Origin of the sequence: Streptomyces sp. AK08-02, assembly GCF_033795085.1 — a bacterium.
Taxonomy (GTDB): domain Bacteria; phylum Actinomycetota; class Actinomycetes; order Streptomycetales; family Streptomycetaceae; genus Streptomyces; species Streptomyces echiniscabiei.
The window spans coordinates 309,359-330,812 of the sequence record NZ_JARAZV010000008.1; the positions used below are offsets into that span (position 1 = coordinate 309,359).

The 21,454-nt window shown below is 72.4% G+C and carries 4 protein-coding genes; 2 read left to right on the forward strand and 2 right to left on the reverse strand.

The window, feature by feature from the left end; translation table 11 throughout:
* Positions 1 to 32: 32 nt before the first annotated feature.
* Both PV734_RS18890 and PV734_RS18895 read right to left on the reverse strand, forming a co-directional pair.
* Positions 33 to 1,133: a FecCD family ABC transporter permease gene (locus PV734_RS18890; RefSeq protein WP_319290403.1), complete on the reverse strand. Its 1,101-nt coding sequence runs from the start codon at positions 1,131 to 1,133 to the stop codon at positions 33 to 35.
* 2 nt (positions 1,134 to 1,135) lie between these two features.
* Positions 1,136 to 2,161: a FecCD family ABC transporter permease gene (locus PV734_RS18895; RefSeq protein WP_319290404.1), complete on the reverse strand. Its 1,026-nt coding sequence runs from the start codon at positions 2,159 to 2,161 to the stop codon at positions 1,136 to 1,138.
* 167 nt (positions 2,162 to 2,328) lie between these two features.
* Between PV734_RS18895 and PV734_RS18900 the strand changes: the two genes are divergently transcribed.
* Together PV734_RS18900 and PV734_RS18905 are read left to right on the forward strand one after the other, a co-directional pair.
* The gene (locus tag PV734_RS18900) at positions 2,329 to 21,129 is read left to right on the forward strand and encodes a non-ribosomal peptide synthetase (RefSeq protein ID WP_319290406.1); all 18,801 of its coding nucleotides are present in this window, start codon (positions 2,329 to 2,331) and stop codon (positions 21,127 to 21,129) included.
* 60 nt (positions 21,130 to 21,189) lie between these two features.
* Complete coding sequence (locus PV734_RS18905; protein WP_319091140.1) at positions 21,190 to 21,417, forward strand: MbtH family protein; 228 nt, start codon at positions 21,190 to 21,192, stop codon at positions 21,415 to 21,417.
* Positions 21,418 to 21,454: the final 37 nt, after the last annotated feature.

Sequence of the window (21,454 nt, forward strand, 5' to 3'; positions counted from 1 at the left end):
TCGTGGTGGCCTTGGGGTCCGTAGACATGGGGTCAGCCTCCTGAACCCGCGCGGTTGGCGCGGACGAGCAGCCAGAGCAGGACGGGCGCGCCGAGCACGCCGGTGACGATTCCGACCGGCAGTTCCGTGCCGGAGACGGCCGTACGGGCGATCAGGTCGCTGCCCAGGACCATCAGCGCCCCGGTCAGTCCAGAGGCGAGCGTGGGCGGCCAGGCGGTGCGTGCGAGGCGCTGGGCGATCTGCGGGGCGGCCAGCGCCACGAAGGCGACGGGTCCGGCGGCCGCGGTCGCGAAGGCGATCAGCCCGACGCCGACGAGCAGGACGGCGAGGCGTACCGGCTGTACGCGGGTGCCGAGGCCGGTCGCCACGTCGTCGCCCAGCTGGAGCGTGCGCAGCAGGCGGCCGAGCAGCAGTGCCGTCGGCAGCAGGACGGCCAGGGCGATCGCGAGCGGCCCGACATCCGACCATGTACGGCCGTTGAGGTTGCCGACCAGCCAGCCCAGCGCGGCCTGCGCCTGGAACCGGCCGCCCCTCGCGACCAGGTAGTCCGTGGCGCTCGTACAGATCCAGGCGACGCCGATGCCGACCAGGATGATCCGGTAGCCGGTGGTGCCACGCCGCCAGGCCAGCGCGTACACGACGAGGGCCGTGGTCAGCGCGCCGAGCAGACCGAGCGCCTGGGTGCCGAGACCGCCGTCCCAGCCCAGGACGATGCCCGCGACGACGAACGTTCCCGCGCCCTGGGTGAGGCCGATCATGTCGGGGCTGGCCAGCGGATTGCGGGTCATGGTCTGGAACAGGCCGCCGGACATGCCGAACGCGATGCCGGCCAGCAGCCCCACCAGCGAGCGTGGCAGCCGCAGTTCCTGGACGACGAGCACGGTGCCGGGGTCGCCGGAGCCGGCCAGGGCGCGTACGACGTCGGTGAACGCGATCGGGTAGTCGCCGATCGTCAGGCTCCAGCAGAAGAGGAGGAACGTGCCCACGGCGAGCAGAGCGGTCACCGTGACCAGGCGGGGCCGGAGGATCCCGGAGACCGGGGGGAAGGCCGGCCGGTAGGTCCGTTGGACGCGGAGGGAAGGGGCGGCGGGCGTCGGAGTGGCGGCGTCGACGGCGGACCTGGGGTTCGTCATCCTCACACCTCCGCCAGTTTCCGGCGCCGCACCAGGGCGATGAAGAACGGCCCGCCGATGAAGGCGACGATCACACCGGCCTGGACCTCGACGGGCCGGGCCACCATGCGCCCGATGATGTCCGCGGCGAGCAGCAGACTCGGCGCGAGCACGGCGGACAGCGGCAGCAGCCAGCGCTGGTCGGGGCCGATCCCCGCCATCTGGGCGAGCACGCGGGCGACATGGGGCACCACGAGCCCGATGAAGACGACCGGACCGATGACCGCGACGGCGGCCCCGGTGAGGAGGGTGACCGCGGTGACGCCCTGGAGCCGTACCAGGCCCAGCCGCCGGCCGAGGGAGGCGGCCACGTCGTCTCCGAGAGCCATGCTGTTGAGGGCGGGCGCACTGGCGAAGGCCAGCAGCGCGCCCACGGCGAGGAAGGGCAGGATCCGCAGGACGGTCTCGCCGTCCTGGTCGGCCATCGAACCGGCCGACCAGAAGCGGTAGCGGTTGAGCGCGTCGGGGTCGGTCAGCACGATCGCGCTGGTGAACGAGGAGAGCAGGGAGGTCACGGCGATGCCCGCCAGCGCCAGTTTGACCGGTGTGAGCCCGGAACGCCCGAGTCCGCCCAGCAGATACACGAGGACGCTGGCCGCCATCGCACCCGCGAACGCGAACCACACGTACCCGTAGAACGTAACGACTCCGAACACTCCGACGGCCAGCACGATCGCGAACGAGGCACCGGCACTCACCCCGAGGATCCCGGGGTCCGCCAGCGGGTTGCGTGTCAGCGCCTGCATGAGCGCGCCCGACAGACCGAGCGCCGCCCCGGCGGTCAGCCCGAGCGCCGTGCGAGGTACCCGTGCCGACCAGATGACGTTGTCCACGAACCGGCTGGGCGCGTCACCGAACAGTGCCCGCACCACCTGATCGGGCGGAATGCTGGCCGCGCCGAGAGCGAGTGACAGAAGACACAGCCCGAGCAGGACGGCGCCGAGAACTGCCACGAGAAGAACGGGGCGAACCCTTCTCCCCGGCGTCACCGTGCGGTCTCCACCGGATAACTCCCTTAGGTTAGGCAGGCCTTAATAGTAGTGGCGAGTGATGGGTCCGCCGAGAGTGGGGTCTTTTGGTTAGGTAATGCTTACCTTAGTATGGCCTGCGGTCCTCCGGCTCAGCCGGTCCGTACACCCTGGAGGCACGGTCGCCTGTGTCCGGTTTCGAAGTACGTGTGCCCGGTGTCGACGACGACGCGGAAGGCGCGCCAGCGGCCTTCTGGCGGCGGCGCCTCGCACCGCTCCCGCAGGAGACCGCTGTCCCGGTCGACTTCCCGTACCCGCTGCGCCCCACCGGTGAACGGCACACCCTCCGCCGCCCGCTGGCGGCGGAGGCGGACGAATCGACCCTCCTGGCCGCGTACGCCGCACTCCTGCACCGCTACAGCGGCGGCCACGACATCACCTTCGGGTACGACGGCCTGCCGCTCCGGATCGCTGTCGACGGCGGCGGGTCCTTCACGGACCTCGTACGCCAGGTGGCCCGGTCGTGCGAGGACCTGCGGGCCCACCGGGTCGAACGCGCCACCCTGGTCGGCTGGTTGAGCCCGGAACCCACCCGTGGTGGCGGCCTGCTGTTCAACACCGCGTTCGGCGACGTGCCGGGTGACGACGACCTGCTGGACCTCGTCCTCGGAGTCCGCGCCGGCGACCTGTACGTGACCTGCCGCGCGGACCTCTTCGAGGCAGCGACCGCCGAGCGCGTCGCCGGCCACTACACGACCCTGCTCACCGCCGCCCTCGCCCACCCGCACACCCCCGTGGGCGAGTTGGAGCTGCTCGGCGCCGAGGAACGCCACCGCGTCCTGCTCGAATGGAACGACACCGGCCACGACATCCCGCTGCGCACCTGGCCGGAGATGTTCGCCGACCAGGTACGGCTGCGCCCCGACGACATCGCGCTGGTCTTCGAGGACACCGCGCTCACCTACGCCGAACTGGACGACCGCGCGGGCCGGTTGGCAGCCGCCCTGATCGCCAGGGGCGCCGGACCCGAGCGGGTGGTCGCCCTCGCCGTGCCCCGGTCGGCGGAGCTGATCGTCGCCGAGGTCGCCGTGCTGAAGTCGGGCGCCGCCTATCTGCCCGTCGACACCGACTACCCGGCCGACCGCATCTCCTACATGCTCGCCGACGCCGGCCCCGTCTGCCTGGTCACCACCGAGGAGGTCGCCGACGACATCCCGGCGAACGACGGCACGGCAGTCGTCGTCCTCGACTCGCCCGACATCGTGCGGGAGTTGCGGGAAGTCCGGTCGGCGGGCGCCGACGCGGGCACGCTGACCGTCGCCAACGCCGCCTACGTCATCTACACCTCCGGCTCCACCGGCCGCCCCAAGGGTGTCGTCCTCACCCACGCCGGTGTCGCCAAGCTGGTCGCCACCCAGACCGAGCGGTTCGGGATCGGACCGCACAGCCGGGTGCTCCAGTTCGCCTCGCCCAGCTTCGACGTGGCGTTCTGGGACCTGTGCCTGGGCCTGCTGTCCGGCGGCCGGCTCGTCGTCGTACCGTCCGAGCGCAGGGTGCCCGGCCCCGCCCTGGCCGACTACGCCCACGCGCACGGCATCACCTTCATGATCCTGCCGCCCGCGCTGCTCGCCGCGATGCCCGAGAACGTCGAACTCCCGCCCGCCACCCTGCTCGCGGGCACCGAACGCGTCTCGCCCGAGCTGGTCGGACGGTACGCGCGCGGCAGGATGATGTTCAACGCGTACGGCCCCACCGAGGCCACCACCAACTCCACCCTCGGCCTGTGCGACCCCGACATCCCGGCCGGCTCCGTCGTCCCGATCGGCATCGCGGACCCCGGCACACGGGCGTACGTCCTCGACGCGCGCCTGAAGCCCGTCCCGGCCGGTGTTCCGGGTGAGCTGTACCTCGGCGGCGCCGGGCTCGCCCGCGGCTACCTCGGGCGGCCCGACCTGACCGCCGAGCGCTTCGTCGCCGACCCGTTCGGCGCCCCGGGCGAACGCCTCTACCGCACCGGCGACCTGGTCCGTTGGCAGGCGGACGGCCGTCTGGTGTTCCTGGGCCGCGCCGACTCCCAGGTGAAGATCCGCGGCTTCCGTATCGAACCGGGCGAGATCGAGTCCGTCCTGCGCGGCCACCCGGCCGTCGACCAGGCCGCGGTCGTCATCCGCGAGGACCGGCCCGGCGACCGGCGCCTCGCCGCCTACATCGTCCCCGCCCTGGACGGTGAGACCGCCCCGGACGCCACCGAACAGGTCCGGGAGTGGAAGGACCTCCACGAACTCCTCTACGCGGCAGCCGGATCGGAGGGCAGCGAGGAGCAACTGGCCGGTCTCCGTGAGAACTTCGCGGGCTGGAACAGCATGTACGACGGGCTGCCCATCCCCGTCGAGGAGATGCGCGAGTGGCGTGCGGCGACCGTCGCCCGCATCAGGGAACTCGCGCCCCGCCGCGTGCTGGAGATCGGCGTCGGCAGCGGCCTGATCGTCTCCCGCGTCGCGCCCGACTGCACGGAGTACTGGGGCACCGACCTCTCCGAGGAGGCGGTACGCGCCCTGCGCACACAGGTCGACGCGGTACCGGAACTCACCGACCGGGTACGGCTGTCCGCCCAACCCGCCCACGACACCACGGGGTTGCCGCAAGGCCACTTCGACACCGTCGTCATCAACTCGGTCGCCCAGTACTTCCCGAGCGCCGACTATCTGACCGAGGTCGTCCGGGCGGTCGACACGCTCCTCGCCCCCGGCGGCCGGCTGTTCATCGGCGACGTGCGCAACGCCCGGCTGCTGCGCTGTCTGCGCGCGGCCGTCGAAAGCCGCCGCACCCGTGACACGCGGGACAAGCAGGCACTGCGGGCCGCCGTGGAGCGGTCGGTCGCCTGGGAGGGCGAACTCCTGCTGGACCCCGACTACTTCGCGGCCCTCGACGGCTTCGACGCCGAGATCCACGTCAAGCGCGGCGGCCACCACAACGAACTGACCCGCTACCGCTACGACGTCGTGCTCAGCAGGCAGAAGCAGGCCACCGCCCAGGAGCCTGCCGCCGCCGGCGCGGAGATCGTCTGGAGCGGTCCGGACGCACTCGAAGCCCGTCTGACCGAGGGCCCCGCACTGCTCCGGGTCACCGGCGTACCCAACGCCCGCCTCACGGAGGACCTGGCCGCGCTGTCCGCGCTGGACGACAGCAGCCGCACCGCGGACGCCCCGGACCCCGAGGTGTTCCACGCCCTCGGCGCACGCCACGGCCTGCGGACCGCCATCACGTGGAACGGCAACGCCGACGACGGCAGCCTCGACGTCGTGTTCGCCGCCGGTGACACACCCCTCACCGGCCTGTACCGTCCTTCCGGGACTGCCCCGCACGCCAACCGCCCGGCACCCTTCCGGGACGTCAACGCCCTGATGCGGGCGCTGCGTTCGTACGCGGCCGAGCAACTCCCCGAGTACATGGTGCCCGCGGCCGTCGTCCCCCTCGACCGCCTTCCGGTCACCCCGAGCGGCAAGCTCGACGCGGCCGCGCTGCCGGCCCCCGACTACGCCGCCCTCAGCGCCGGACGCACACCCCGTGACGCCCGCGAGGAACTGCTGTGCGCGGCCTACGCCGACGTCCTCGGCCTGCGCTCGGCCACCATCGACGACGACTTCTTCGCCCTCGGCGGCGACAGCATCACCGCCATCCAGCTCCTCGTCCGCGCCCGCCGCGCGGGCCTGCGCCTCACCTCCCGGGACGTCTTCAAACACCGCACGGTCGCCGCACTCGCGGCCGCGGCCGGCGAAGTGGTCAGGGACGTGGTGAGGGAGGACGCGGAGCCGGACGCCCCGCTGATCACCCTCACGCAGGCCGAACTGGCAGAGATACAGGGCGAGTTCCCCGTCACCGTCGAGGAGGTGCTGCCACTGAGCCCCCTCCAGGAGGGCTTCTGGTTCCACTCGCTCGTCGACGGCGCGGACCTCGACGCCTACGTCGTGCAGCAGGCCCTCGACCTGACCGGTCCGGTCGACGGCGAAGCCCTGCGCCGCGCCGCCCAGCGCGTCCTGGACCGGCATGCCCCGCTGCGCGCCGGCTTCCGCCGCCACCCCGACGGCCAGCCCGTGCAGATCGTCGCCGCGGACCTCGAACTGCCCTGGCGAGAGGTCGACCTGACCGTCCACCCCGGGCTTGCCCGCGCACCGCTGGCCGACGCGGTCGCCGCCGCCGAACGCGTCCGCCGCTTCGACCTCGCCAACCCGCCCCTCATGCGCTGCGCGCTCGTCCGACTCGACGACCACCGCAGCCGGCTGCTTCTGACGTTCCATCACATCGTCGCCGACGGCTGGTCGTTGCCCGTCCTGCACCGCGAACTGATGGCCTCCTACGGGGACACCCCGGCCCCGCTGCCGCAGCCCGCGCCCTACAGCGCCTATCTGCGCCGTCTGGCCACCGCCGACCGCGAGGCCGCGCGCACCGCCTGGCGCACGGCTCTCGCGGGGGTCGAGGAGCCCACCCGGCTCGTCGACTCGCCCGCGGACGGCACACGCGTCGAGCCCGCACAGATCCGCCTCGAACTGTCCGAGCAGGTGACCGCCCGGCTCGCAGCCCGGGCACGCGAGCACGGAGTGACCCTGGGCACGGTCGTCCAGGGCGCCTGGGGCCTGCTCGTCGGGCGGCTCACGGCACGTCAGGACGTGGTGTTCGGGACGACGGTCTCAGGGCGGGACGCCGAGGTCGAGGGCATCGAGTCCATGGTCGGCCTGTTCATCAACACGCTCCCGACGCGCTTTCGCTGGGAACCCTCCGACACCCTCGGCGACCTCCTCGGCCGCCTCCAGGACGAACAGGCCCAACTGCTGGACCACCAGCACCTCGGTCTCGCCGAACTCCAGCGCGTCGCCGGCCTCGCGGGCGCGGGTGAACTCTTCGACACCCTCGTCGTCTTCGAGAACTACCCGGCCGCGACCGGCCTCGCCGACCCGACGGGCACGCTCCGGCTGACGGGCCACGAGTTCCACGACGCCGTCCACTATCCGCTCGCCCTGATCGTCAAGCCCGGCCGACGGCTCGACCTGCGGCTCAAGCACCACGCCCAGCGGCTCGACTCCGACGCCGTACGCCGGATCGCGGACCGGCTCTCCCGCATCCTGCACGCCCTCGCCGCGGACCCCGGGCAGCGCGTCGCGGACGTGGAGCTCCTCTCGGCCGACGAACTCCTCGACGCCCACCCGACCGGCGAACCCCGTGACATCCCCGGCACGACCCTCGCGGCGGCCTTCGAGGCACAGGTCGCGCGCAGCCCGCGGGCGACCGCGGTCGTGTACGGGGGCGAGACACTCACCTATCGCGAACTCGACGACAGAGCCGCGGAGTTGGCGCGCCGACTGACCGCACGGGGCGCCGGCCCCGGCACGGTCGTCGCCGTCGCCGTGCCGCGCTCGGCCGAACTGATGGTCGCCCTGCTCGGCATCCTGAAGTCGGGCGCCGCCTATCTCCCGGTCGACGTGGACTATCCCGCCGACCGGGTGGCCCACATGCTCGCCGACTCGGGTACCGCGACGGTGGTGACCACCTCGGCGACCGCCCCGCGACTCCCCGCCGGGCACGCCCTCCTGCTGCTCGACACCCCGGGCGAGGAGACCGGTCCCGAACCTCGCCCCACCCACCCCGACGACCCGGCCTACCTGATCTACACCTCCGGCTCCACCGGCCGCCCCAAGGGTGTCGTCGTCACCCACCGGGCCATCCTCAACCGGCTGGCGTGGATGCAGGGCGAGTACGGACTGACCGCCGGTGACCGGGTGCTGCAGAAGACCCCGGCCAGCTTCGACGTCAGCGTCTGGGAGTTCTTCTGGGCGCTGTGCGAGGGCGCCGCCGTGGTCCTCGCCCGCCCGGACGGACACCGCGACCCCGCCTACCTCGCCGGGCTGATCCGCGAACAGGGCGTCACCACCCTGCACTTCGTGCCGTCGATGCTGGAGGCGTTCCTCCAGTCCGACGAGATCACCGCCGACCCGGCCTGGGCGGCGACCCTGCGCAACGTGTTCAGCAGCGGCGAGGCGCTGCCCGGCGCCGCCGCCGCCCGCTGGCGCGAGCTGACCGGCGTACCGTTGCACAACCTGTACGGCCCCACCGAGGCCGCCGTCGACGTGACGTTCCACCCCTACGACGGCGCACCCGGCACCACCGTGCCCATCGGGCGTCCGGTGTGGAACACGGGCCTGCGCGTCCTCGACTCCTGCCTGCGCCCCACGCCCGAAGGCGTGCCCGGCGAGCTGTACCTGACCGGGGTCCAGCTGGCACGCGGCTACCACGCCCGGCCCGGGCTGACCGCCGAACGGTTCGTCGCCGACCTGTACGGGGAGCCCGGTGCGCGCATGTACCGCACCGGTGACCTCGTGCGCCGCCGCGCGGACGGTGTGATCGAGTACCTCGGCCGCACCGACCGGCAGGTGAAGATCCGGGGCAACCGGATCGAACTCGGCGAGATCGAGGCCGCGTTGAGCCGTCAGACGGCTGTCGCCCAGGCCGCCGTCACCGTGAACGGTGGCCAACTTGTCGCCTACGTAGTGCCGGCCCGTGACACCGAGGTCCCGCCGCCCGCCGAACTCCAGGCCGCGCTGGCCCAGGATCTGCCCGCCGCCGTCATACCGGCCGCCTACGTCGTTCTCGCCGCCCTCCCGCTGACCCCCAGCGGCAAGCTCGACCGGGCCGCGCTGCCCGCCCCACAGGCGGTACGAGCTCAGACGCGCGCGCCCCGCAACGAGCGGGAACAAGCCCTCACCGGGATCTTCGCCGCCGTACTGAAGCTCGAAGACGTCGGTGTCGACGACGACTTCTTCATGCTCGGCGGCGACAGCATCACCTCCATCGGCGTCTCCAGCCGCGCCCGCCGGGCAGGCCTGGACCTGGGCCCGCGTGACGTGTTCGAGCACCGCACCCCGGCCGCCCTCGCCGCAGCGGCGGCGCCCGTGGCCGAAGTGGCCGCCCCGCGCTCCTCGTTCGCCCTCACGGCCGAGGAGACCGAGCGCGTCCACCGGCTCAGCCCCGCCCCCGTCGAGGACATCTGGCCGCTCGCCCCGCTCCAGGAAGGCCTGTTCTTCCACTCCACGTACGACGACAGTGCCCTGGACGTCTACACCGTCCACGAGTCCTTCGACCTCGCCGAACCCCTCGACACCGGTCGACTCCGCGCCGCCGTACGGGTGTTGCTGGCCCGCAACCCCAGCCTGCGCGCCGGGTTCACCAGTGAGGGCCTGCGTCAGCCGGTGCAGTTCATCGTGCGCGACCCCCACATCCCCCTCGAAGAGGTCGACCTGTCCGGGCTGCCGGAAGCCGAACAGGACGTACGGATGAGGGAGTTGACCGAGGCCGAGCGCTCCCGCCGCTTCGACCTCACCAGGCCGCTGCTGTTCCGCATGCTCCTCGTCCGCCTCGGCGCGGACCGGGGCGACCGGCTGATCGTGGGGCGCCATCTGCTCCTCTGGGACGGCTGGTCCGCCTGGATCTTCCTCGACCAGCTCTTCGCCCTGTACGAGAACGGCGGCGACGCGAGCACCCTGCCCGCGCCCGGCAACTACCGTGACTACCTGACCTGGTTGGAGGTCCAGGACACGGCCGTCGCCACCGACGCCTGGCGCCGGGCCCTCGCCGGACTCGACGAACCCACCCTGCTCGCCGCCGCCGACCAGGGGCTGGAACCGGATATCCCGGAAAGCCTCGACGTCCTCGTCCCCGACGAGGTGGGCGAACGGCTGCGCACCGTCGGACGCGTCCACGGACTGACCCTCAACACCGTGCTCAACGCCGCCTGGGGGCTCACCCTGGCCGGCGCCACCGGCCGTACCGACGTCGTCTTCGGCACGACCGTCGCCGGCCGGCCGAGCGAGGTGCCGGACATCGAGCACGTCATCGGCATGTTCCTCAACACCGTCCCCGCCCGCATCGCCTACGACCCGGCCGAGCCGGTGCTCGCGCTGCTGCGGCGCGTCCAGGACGAACGGCTCGCCGTCATGCCGTACGAGTACCTCGGCCTGGGTGTCCTGCAGGCCGAGACCGGCCACCGGCGTCTCTTCGACACGCTGTTCGTGCTGCGCAACAACGACACCGAGGAGCGGCTCGCCGAGCTCGGCGACCGACACGGCGCCACGGCCGTCGCCAACGTCGACGCGACCCACTACCCGGTCAACCTCGTCGTCACCCCGGGCCGCTCCATCCAGGTCACCCTGACCCACCGGGCGGACGTGATCGCCCGCCCCCGGGCGCGGGACCTGCTCGACCGCTTCACCCTGCTCCTGGACCGGCTCACCCGGGACCTCGACGCCCCGGTGGGCGGTCTCGACCCGCTGCTCCCGGCCGAACACGCCGAGTTGGAGCGTGAGCGGGCCGCCGGGCGGGTTCCCGACCCCACGGAGACCATCGCCGACCTGCTGGCCACCCAGGCCGCCGCCACCCCCGACGCCACGGCCGTCGTCTTCGGCGACCGCACCCTCACCTACGCCGAACTCGACACCCGCATCAACCGGATGGCACGGCTGCTGATCGCGCGGGGCGCCGCCCCCGAGCGGGTCGTGGCCCTCGGGCTGCCCCGTTCCCTCGACATGGTCGTCGCCCTGTTCGCCGTACTGCGCACGGGCGCCGCCTATCTGCCCCTGGAACTGGACTACCCGGACGACCGGCTCGCCGCGATGCTCGACGACGCCCGCCCGACGATGCTGCTGTCCACGGCCGCCGTGTCGGCGCGACTGGTGGGCGAGACGCCCCGCGTCCTGCTCGACGACCCCGAGACAGCCGCCGAACTCGCCTCGCTGCCCGGTGACCCGGTCTCCGTCGCCTTCAGCCTGGAACACCCGGCGTACGTCATCTACACCTCCGGTTCCACCGGCCGGCCCAAGGGCGTCGTCACGCCCTACCGGGGTCTGACCAACATGCAGCTCAACCACCAGAAGGAGATCTTCGAACCGGCGATCGCGTCGGCGGGCGGACGTCGACTGCGTATCGCGCACACCGTCTCCTTCGCCTTCGACATGTCGTGGGAGGAACTGCTGTGGCTGGTCGAAGGACATGAGGTCCACATCTGCGACGAGGAGTTGAGGCGCGACGCCGAGGCACTGGTCGCCTACTGCGAGCGTCATCGCGTCGACGTCGTCAACGTGACCCCGACCTACGCCCATCTCCTCATCGAGGAAGGCCTGTTGGAGGGACACCGTCCGCCGCTGGTGCTGCTCGGCGGCGAGGCCGTGTCGGAGACCGTGTGGAACCGGCTGCGCGACACCGAGGGCACCTACGGCTACAACCTGTACGGGCCCACCGAGTACACCATCAACACCCTGGGCGGCGGCACCCTCGACAGCGCGACCCCGACCGTCGGCCGCCCGATCCGTGGCACCCGCGCCCACATCCTGGACGCCTGGCTGCGACCGGTCCCCGAGGGCGTGCCGGGCGAGCTGTACATCGCGGGCATCGGCCTGGCCCGCGGCTATCTGAACCGGCCCGCCCTCACCGCCGAACGATTCGTCGCCGACCCGTTCGGCGAACCCGGCGAGCGCATGTACCGCACCGGTGACCTGGTCCGCCGCAACCCCGACGGCAACCTCGACTTCCTCGGCCGCACCGACGACCAGGTCAAGATCCGCGGCTACCGCGTCGAGCTGGGCGAGATCGAGACCGCCCTCGCCCAGCACGACCGGGTCGCCCACGCCGCCGTGATCGTCCGCGACGAACGCCTCGTCGGCTACGTCGTCCCCGCCCAACTCGCGGGAGACGACCGGGCCTCCGCCGAACGCGACCAGGTCGGCGAGTGGCAGGAGATCTACTCCGACGAGTACGAGGAGATCAGCACCGCCGTCTTCACCGAGGAGTACGCCGGCTGGGACTCCTCCTACGACGGGCAGCCCATCCCCTTCGACCACATGCGGGAGTGGCGCGAGGCGACGGTGGAGCGGATCCGCTCGCTGAAGCCGCGCAGGATTCTCGAGATCGGCGTCGGCTCGGGCCTGCTGCTGTCCAGGCTCGCCCCGGAGGCCGAGGCCTACTGGGCCACCGACTTCGCCGCCCCCGTCATCCGCAAGATCGGCCAGGAGCTGCTCCAGGACCCGGAGTTGGCCGCCAGGGTCACCCTCCGCGCCCAGCCCGCCGACGACCTCAGCGGGCTGCCCGGCGACGGCTGGTTCGACACCATCGTCATCAACTCCGTCATCCAGTACTTCCCCAGCATCGACTACCTGACCTCGGTGATCCGGGGGGCGATGGAGCTACTCGCCCCCGGCGGCGCGCTGTTCGTCGGTGACGTCCGCAACCTGCGGCTCGCCCGCGCCTTCCAGGCCGAGATCCAGGAGGCGAAGGGCCTCACCGGCGACGCGTCGGTCCGGGCCGTCGAACGCGGTCTGCGCCTGGAGAAGGAACTCCTCGTCGACCCCGACTACTTCACCACCCTCGGCTACGGCGTCGACCTCCGCACCAAGCAGGCCCGCCACCACAACGAACTCACCCGCTACCGCTACGACGCGGTGCTGTACGCCGACGAGCCGGGCCTGCGACTGACGGACGTTCTCACCGTTCCCTTCGACACGATTGGACACGGCCTGGACAGCGGCGATCTCACCGGTCCGCTGACCGCGCTCCCGGTACGCCTCACCGGCATCCCCGACGCCCGTATCGGCACCCCTGGGGGAGTCGACCCGGAGACCCTCCGCGACCTCGCCGCAGGCCTCGGGCACCGCGTCCTGACCACCTGGTCCGGTGAAACCGGCACCTACGACGCCGTGTTCGTCCCCGGCGAGGTACCTCCGCTGACCGCCGGCCTCTATCTTCCCGGCGGCGGAGCGGCCCCGTACGCCAACGCACCGACGGCCGCCCGAGACGCGGGCAGCCTGATCCGGCAGCTCCGCGACGACCTCAAGCAGCGGCTGCCCGACTACATGGTCCCGGCCGCGTTCGTCACCCTCGACCGGCTGCCCATGAACGACAACGGCAAGCTGGACGTACGGGCCCTGCCCGACGCCGAGCCGGCCGTCGCCCTCGGCACCGGCCGGGGGCCGCGCACCCCTAGGGAAGAGGTGCTCTGCAGGCTCTTCGCGGAGGTGCTCGGCCTGCCCGAAGTCGGCGCCGAGGACAGCTTCTTCGACCTCGGCGGCCACTCCCTGCTCGCCACCCGCCTCATCAGCCGCGCCCGCACCGAGCTGGGCGCCGAACTGGCCATCCGGGATCTGTTCGAGGCACCCACGCCCGAGCAATTGGCGTCCCGCGCCGACACCTCTGGCCCGGCCCGCCCGGCCGTCACCGTCACCGCGCGTCCCGAGCGTGTCCCGTTGTCGGCCGCCCAGCTCCGCCTGTGGCTCGTCGAACGGATCACCGGCAGCGGCGTCGCCTACAACTTCCCCCTGGTCTTCCGCCTCCGTGGCGACCTGGACCTCGACGCTCTCAGGGCGGCCGTGCGGGACGTGGCGGGACGCCATGAGGCGCTGAGGACCCTGTTCCCCGAGCAGGACGGGGAGCCGTACCAGCTGATCGTCGCTGCGGCCGAGGCCGACCCCGAGTTCACCGTGACGGACTGCGGGGAGAAGGAGCTGGCCGACCGGATCGAGGCCGCCCAGCGCCGGCCCTTCGACCTCACAAGCGAACTCCCGCTGCGCTGCGAGGTGTTGAGGGTCGGCCCGGCCGATCACGTCGTCGCTGTCGTCCTCCACCACATCACCACCGACGAGTGGTCCGACCGTCCGTTCCTGGCCGACCTCACCGCCGCCTACCGAGCCCGGCGCGCGGGCCGCGCCCCCGAGTGGGCACCGCTGCCGGTCCAGTACGCCGACTACACCCTCTGGCAGGACGCACTGCTCGGTCAGGTCGGAGCGGGCCAACTCGCCCACTGGACGGAGACCTTGAGCGGTCTCCCCGAGGAACTGCCGCTGCCTCTCGACCGGCCCCGCCCGGCCGAGCCCACGGGGCGCGGCGGCAAGGTACGCCTGCAGCTGCCCGCGGACACCGGACAGGCCCTGCGCGACCTGTCCGGCACCACCGGCACCAGCATGTTCATGCTGTTCCAGGCCGCGACGGCCGCCCTCCTGCACCGCCTCGGTGCCGGGGACGACATCCCCCTCGGCGCCCCCATCGCGGGCCGCACGGACGATGCCCTGGACGACCTGGTCGGCTTCTTCGTGAACACGCTCGTGCTGCGGACGGACCTGTCGGGCGGTGAACTGACCTTCCGGCAACTCCTCGCGCGGGTACGGGAATCGTCCCTCGCCGCGTTCGAGCACCAGGACCTGCCCTTCGACCAGGTCGTCGAGGCGCTCAACCCGGTCCGCGTGCCCGGCCGCAACCCGCTCTTCCAGGTCATGCTGGGTTACCACTTCCGGCCCGACGGCGACCCCGACGTGCTCGGTATGCCGACCGAGTGGTTCGACATGGACACCGGTATGGCCAAGTTCGACCTCCACTTCACCTTCGTGGACGAGTCGGACCGACTGACCCTTCTCCTGGAGTACGCGACCGACCTCTGTGACGAGCCGACGGCCACCCGGACGGCCGAGCGGCTGGTGCGGCTGTTGGAACAGGTGGCGGGAGAACCTGACGCCCTCGTACGGGACCTGGAGGTGCTGGGGGAGTCGGAGCGCCGGGTTGTGCTGGGGGACTGGAACGACACCGCTCGTGAGGTGACGTCCCGGAGCCTCCCGGAGTTGTTCCGGGCTCAGGTGGCCCGTACGCCGGACGCGTTGGCGCTGGTGTTCGGCGAACAGCGGCTGACGTACGCGGAGTTGGATGCCCGCGTCGAGCGGACGGCTCGCGTACTGGCCGGCCTGGGCGTGGGCCCGGAACGCACGGTCGCCGTCGCTCTGCCCCGGTCCGTGGAACTGGTGGTCGCGCTGCTGGCGGTGCACCGGGCGGGCGGGGCTTATCTGCCCCTCGACGCCGACTACCCGGCGGAGCGGCTGGAGTTCATGCTGGCGGACGCCCGTCCGGTGGCGGTGATCCGGGATGTGCTTCCCGAGGGGGTGCCGGATGGCGAACTCCCCACGGCCTACGATCCGTTGAGCCCCGCGTACGTCATCTACACCTCCGGTTCGACCGGCACCCCCAAGGGCGTTGTCGTGCCGCACGAGGGCATCGTCAACCGTCTGCTGTGGATGCAGGGGGAGTACGGGCTGACCGGCGACGACCGTGTCCTGCAGAAGACGCCGTCCAGTTTCGACGTGTCGGTGTGGGAGTTCTTCTGGCCGCTGATCACCGGCGCGGCCCTCGTGGTCGCCAGGCCCGAGGGGCACAAGGACCCCGTCTACCTGGCCGAGCTGATCCACGGGCAGAGCGTCACGACCGTGCACTTCGTACCGTCCATGCTCCAGCTGTTCCTGGAGGAACCCACGGCGGCGGGCTGCCTCGGGCTGCGTCGGGTGATGTGCAGCGGAGAGGCGCTGCCCGACGAGCTGGCCCAGCGGTTCCGTGCCGTACTGCCGGCCGAGCTGCACAACCTGTACGGGCCCACGGAGGCGTCGGTCGACGTCACCGCGACCCAGGTCACCGAGTCGGCCGGTCGGGTCTCGATCGGTCGGCCGGTGTGGAACACCCGTGCCTATGTCCTCGACGCCGGGCTGCGACCGGTGCCGCCGGGTGTGGCGGGGGAGCTGTACCTGGCCGGTGTGCAGTTGGCGCGTGGCTATCTCGGTCGCCCGGAACTCACGGCCGAACGGTTCACAGCCGACCCGTTCGGTGAACCCGGTTCACGCATGTACCGCACGGGTGACCTGGCACGCTGGACAACTGAGGGAACGCTCGAATACCTGGGCCGGACCGACGACCAGGTGAAGATCCGGGGTTTCCGTATCGAGCTGGGCGAGATCGAGGCCGTGCTCGCCCGCCACGCCACCGTCGCCCACGTCAGCGTCGTCGCCCGAAACCAGCAACTCGTCGCCTACGTGGTCCCCGCCGCCTCTGCCGCCTCTGCCGCTTCCGCCGGTTCCGTCGCTTCCGGCCGTTCCGCCGGTGTCGACACCGCCGCGTTGCGCCGACACCTGGCCACGGCGCTTCCCGAGCACATGGTCCCCGCGGCCTTCGTCGTCCTCGACGCGCTGCCCCTCACGCCCAACGGCAAGCTCGACCGCAGGGCCCTGCCCGCCCCCGACTTCACGACCACGGCGGCCGGGGCGGGCGAAGGCCTGCCGCGCACCCCGCGCGAGGAGATCCTCTGCGGCCTGTTCGCCGACGTCCTGGGTGTCGCACGCGTCGGCATCCACGACGACTTCTTCACCCTCGGCGGGCACTCCCTCGTCGCGATGCGACTGGCCGCCCGTATCCGGGCCGCGTTCGCCGCGGACGTCTCCCTGCGGACCGTGTTCGAGGCGTCCACGGTCGCCCGGCTCGCCGAGCGCCTCCGGGAAGGCGGTCGGGAGACCGGCACCCGACCGCCCGCCCTCGCCCCGGTGGAGCGCCCGGAGCGGTTGCCGCTCTCCTTCGCCCAGCAGCGACTGTGGGTGCTGTACCGGGTGGAGGGACCCAGCCCCACGTACAACATCCCGCTCGCCTGGCGGCTCACCGGACGGCTCGACGCCGCCGCGCTGCGACTGGCCGTCGACGACCTGGTGGCCCGGCACGAGCCGCTGCGCACCGTCTTCCCGGAGGAGGACGGGCGGGCGTACCAGCTGATCCTGGAGCCGGGAGAGTCCCACGTCGAGCTGGCGACCGAGACCGTCCGCGGTGAGGAGGAACTCGCCGAGCGGCTCGCCGGGGCCGCCGGTCACGGCTTCGAGCTGGACCGGGAAGCTCCGCTGCGCGCGCACCTCTTCCGCACCGCCGAGGACGAGCACGTACTGCTGCTCCTGCTCCACCACATCGCGGGCGACGAGTGGTCCGACGCACCGCTCAACCGCGACCTGGCCGTCGCCTACGAGGCGCGCGCCGCGGGCCGGGCACCTCGGTGGGCGCCGCTGCCGGTGCAGTACGCCGACTACAGCCTGTGGCAGCGGGCGATGCTCGGGGACGAGAAGGACCCGGAGAGCCTCGCCTTCCGCCAACTCGCCCACTGGAAGGAGACCCTGGCCGGGCTCCCGGAGGAACTCGCGCTGCCCGCAGACCGGCCGCGCCCGCTGGAGGACACCTACCGAGGTGGCAGCGCGGACATCGCCCTGGATGCTGAACTGACCGCCGGGCTGCGAGAGTTGGCCCGGTCGAGCAACGTCAGTATGTTCATGATCGTCCAGGCGGCCGTGGCGGCACTGCTGACCCGGTTGGGCGCCGGTACGGACATCCCGCTCGGCAGCCCCATCGCCGGACGTTCCGAGGAGGTCCTTGAGGATCTGGTCGGATTCTTCCTCAACACCCTGGTGCTGCGCACCGACACCTCGGGCGATCCCGCCTTCCGTGAACTGCTCGCCCGGGTACGGGAGACCGACCTGGCCGCCTTCGACCACCAGGACGTGCCGTTCGAGCGGGTGGTGGACGCGCTCAACCCCGTCCGGTCGCTGTCCCGGCACCCGCTCTTCCAGGTCATGGTCGTGTACCTGGCCGCGGGCGTCGACGGGGCCGGGCTCGCCGGTCTGGACTCGCGACGGGAGGAACTCGGCGCGGACACCGCCAAGTTCGACCTCTCCTTCGACTTCGTGGAACGTGCCGGAGGCGACGGCGTCGACGGTGTGCTGGAGTACAGCGCGGACCTCTTCGACCCCGCGACCGCCGCGACGATCGCCGAGCGCCTGGTCCGGCTCCTGCGGGCAGTGGCCGTCGCCCCCGACACCCCGATCGGCCGCATCGACATCCTCGGCACCGCCGAACGCCACCGGATCCTGACCGAGTGGAACGCCCGGCCGCTCCTCTCCGACCCGACCACGGTGCCGGCGCTCTTCGAGCGGCAGGCCGCGCTGTCCCCGGACGCTCCCGCCGTGGCCTCCGACGGCATCGAGCTGTCGTACGCGCGGCTCAACGACGAGGCCAACCGGCTCGCCCGGCTGCTCGTCGCGCGGGGCGCGGGCCCGGAGCGCCTCGTGGCGCTCGCCCTGCCCCGCACCGCGCGGACACTGCTGGCCGTCCTCGCCGTGCAGAAGGCGGGCGCCGCCTATCTGCCGCTCGACCCGGACGCACCGGCCGCCCACCTCCGCGACACGCTCGACGACGCCCGCCCGGTGCTGACCCTCACCACGAGGGACATCGCCCGGCTGCTGCCCGCCGACGGTTCGCCGACGCTGGAGCTGGACGCCCCCGCGACCACCGACCTGCTCGCCGCCCAGGACACGGGCGACCTCCTCGACGGCGACCGCCTCGCGCCCCTCACCCCCCGCCACCCGGCGTACGTCATCTACACCTCCGGTTCCACCGGCCGCCCCAAGGGGGTGGTCATCACCCACGAGACCGTCGGCAACCTCTTCCACAGCCACCGCGAGACGCTGTACGCACCGGCGAAGGCCGCCACCGGCCGCCACCACCTGAGGGCCGGACACGCCTGGGCGTTCTCCTTCGACGCCTCCTGGCAGCCGCAGCTGTGGCTCCTCGACGGGCACTGCGTGCACATCGTGTCCGACGAGACCCGCCGCGACCCGGAGCTGCTCGCGGCAGCCGTCGTCGAACACGGCTTCGACTTCCTGGAGGTCACCCCGTCGTTCTTCGCGCAGATGGCCGAGACGGGCCTCGTCCGTGACGACGGGAGCTGCCCCCTCGCGGTCGTCGGCGTCGGCGGCGAGGCCGTACCGGTGGCGCTGTGGAAGCGGCTCGGGCGCCTGACCGGCACCGAGGCGTTCAACCTGTACGGGCCCACCGAGTCCACCGTCGACGCCCTGGTGGCCCGGGTGCGGGACAGCGACCGGCCGCTCGTCGGACGCCCCGTGGCGGGCACCCGGGCGTACGTCCTCGACGACCGGCTGCAGCCCGTGCCGCCCGGTGTGACGGGCGAGCTCTATCTGGCCGGCGGCGGCCTCGCCCGCGGCTATCTGGACCGCCCCGCGCTGACCGCCGAGCGGTTCGTCGCCGATCCGTTCGGCACACCGGGCTCCCGGCTCTACCGGACCGGCGACCTGGCCCGGTGGACCCCCGACGGACACCTGGACTACCTCGGCCGGGCCGACGACCAGGTCAAGATCCGTGGATTCCGTATCGAACCCGGCGAGATCGAGTCCGTGCTCGCGGCCGAACCCGACGTCGCCCAGGCCGTGGTGACGGTACGTCAGGAGGGCGCGCGCAAGCTCCTGGTGGCGTACGTGGTCCCCGCACCGGGACAACTGCCGCACCCGGGGCGGCTGCGCGCCCAGGTCGGCCGCCAACTGCCCGACCACATGGTCCCGGCGGTCGTCGTCCTCCTCGACCGGCTGCCCGAACTCGCCAACGGCAAGCTCGACCGATCCGCCCTGCCCGCCCCGGACTTCGCCGCCCTCTCCACGGGCCGGGCACCCGGCTCCGAGCTGGAGAAGGCCCTCTGCGGTGTCCTCGCCGACGTGCTCGGGCTGGACGAGATCGGCGTCGACGACGACTTCTTCGCGCTCGGCGGCGACAGCATCATGGCGATGCAACTGGTCAGCAGGGCGCGGGCGGTGGGCGTGCGGATCACTCCGCGACTCGTGCTGCGCCACCGCACCGTGGCCGGTCTCGCCGAGGTCGCGACCACCACCGGTGCCGCCGTCGCCGGTCCCGCGGACGACGGAACCGGCACCGTACCGCTCACGCCGGTCATGCACTGGCTGCGCGAACTCGGCGGCCCGTATCGGAGCTACCACCAGTCGGCCCTCGTCCAGACGCCCGCCGCCCTGGACCGGCCGAAGCTCGCCGCCGTCCTCCTGGCACTCGCCGACCGGCACGCCATGCTGCGCGGCACCCTCGTCCGCACGGACACCGGGCACTGGACCCTGGAGGTGCCGGAGGCCGGAACGGTGGACACCGGGGCGTGGATCGAGCGCGTGGACGTCGCCGGACTCGACGCGGCGGAGCTGCGGGCGGCCGTCGGCGACCGGGCGCACGCCGCCCGCGCGGCACTGGACCCGGACACCGGCGCCATGGTGCGGGCCGTGTGGTTCGACGCGGGCGCCGAGCCCGGGCGGCTCCTCCTGATGGCCCACCACCTCGTCACCGACGGCGTGTCCTGGCGGATCCTGCTGCCCGACCTGGCCGCCGCCTGGGCCGACGTCGAAGCCGGACGTCCGGCGGCACCCGCGCCCGTCGACACCTCCTTCCGCACCTGGTCCCGCAGGCTCGAGGAGCTGGCCCAGGACCCGGCCCGAGAGGCTGAACTGCCGTTCTGGACCGGCGTACTCGAAGGAGCCGCGCCCCTTCCGCTCGACCGGCCGCTCGACCCGGCCCGCGACACGGCCGGCACGGTACGGAACCTGGAACTGCGACTGCCCGCCGAGATCACCGGCCCGCTGCTGTCCGCCGTGCCGTCCGCCTTCACCGCGAACGTCAACGACGTGCTGCTCACCGGCCTCGGCCTCGCCGTCGCCGACTGGCGGCGGCGCCACGGGGACGCCGAGGGCGGGCCGGCCCTGGTCGACCTCGAAAGCCACGGCCGCGACGAGGAACTGGTGGGAGACGCCGATCTCTCCCGTACGGTCGGCTGGTTCACCAGCGTCTTCCCGGTGCTGCTCGATCCCGGTCCCGTCGACCTGGACGCGGCCCTCGCGGGCGGCCCGGAGATCGAGGAGGCGCTCGCCCGGGTGCGCGCCCACCTCGCCTCACTGCCCGCGAACGGCGCCGGCTACGGCATGCTCCGCCACCTCAACCCCCGTACGGCCCCGGTCCTGGCGGGCTTCGCGGCTCCGCCGATCGAGTTCAACTACCTCGGCCGCTTCGGAATCCCCGAGGCGACGGACTGGTCCTACGCCCCGGAGGAGGACGTCTCGGACATCGGCGCCGAGCCGGAGATGCGGGAGGGCCACGCCCTCGGCATCAACGTCGTCACCGAGGACCGCGCCGACGGGCCCGTCCTGGCCGCCCACTGGTCCTGGCCCGCCGCCGTCCTGTCCGAGGAGGCGGTGCGGGACCTCGCGGAGACCTGGTTCCGGGCACTGAGGTCCCTGGTCGCCCGCGCGGAGAACCGCGACCAGCACTGATCAGACTCACCGACCCGACCTACCGACCCCACTCACTCACCCCGACCGAGGAGAACCCCCATGAGCGGCAGCGGAACCAACCCCTTCGAGAACCCCGACGGCGTCTACTCCGTGCTCGTCAACGACGAGGGCCAGCACAGTCTGTGGCCCGACTTCGTCGACGTACCGGCCGGCTGGACCGTCGCTCACGGCCCCGCGCCCCGCCAGGAGTGCCTGGACCACATCGAGACCAACTGGACGGACATGCGGCCGAGGAGCCTCGCCGAGCGCATGGAGCGGAGCGGCTGAGGTCCATGATCGGATCGATCGCGGTGATCGCGACGAT